At 47.1% G+C, this 735-nt stretch carries 1 protein-coding gene; it reads right to left on the bottom strand.

Features of this window, described 5'->3' with window-relative positions; translation table 11 throughout:
• Positions 1 to 735: oligopeptide/dipeptide ABC transporter ATP-binding protein (locus R7Q46_RS26825; protein WP_318078178.1), on the bottom strand; the 735-nt coding region annotated here is incomplete at both ends.

The following is a 735-nucleotide window of genomic DNA, read 5'->3' as shown; positions in this document are numbered from 1 at the left end:
ACACGCTCACGTGAATACAAGAAACCGCGTGAATGTCTGTACCTTCAATCGTAGGTTTGGTTTTTGCACACTCTTCTGTCGCTTGAGGGCAACGAGTACGGAACACACAACCTGAAGGAGGATTGATTGGTGATGGCAGATCCCCTTCCAACATTTGGATGGTTTTATTGCGTTCTAACTCTGGGTCTGGGATTGGAACCGCCGACATCAGCGCACGCGTATAAGGGTGCTTAGGGTCTGCAAATAGTGCATCCGCTTCGCCTAACTCTACCGCGTTACCCAAATACATCACAAGAACACGATCAGAGATATGTTTCACCACTGACAAATCGTGTGCGATAAACACCAAAGAAAGTCCTAGCTCTTTTTGCAGCTCTTTCAGAAGGTTAACGACTTGAGCCTGAATCGATACGTCTAGCGCCGAAACTGGTTCGTCACAGATGATCATTTTTGGCTTAAGGATAAGTGCGCGTGCGATACCGATACGCTGACACTGACCACCTGAGAATTCATGCGGGTAACGGTTGATTACGTTTGGCAATAGACCAACTTTCGCCATCATCTCTTTAACGCGGTCTTTCACTTCTTGCTTAGACAGTTCTGGGTAGAACGTTTCTAGCGGCTCAGCGATGATGTCGCCAACCGTCATACGCGGGTTAAGAGAAGCCAAAGGATCTTGGAAAATCATCTGGATTTCTTTACGCGTTTCACGACGCTGTACATCTTTCATTTTGG

It is taken from the genome of Vibrio sp. 811 (assembly GCF_033339195.1).
The sequence above is the reverse complement of the archived record's forward strand: the minus strand, read 5'-3'. Positions and strand labels throughout refer to the sequence as shown.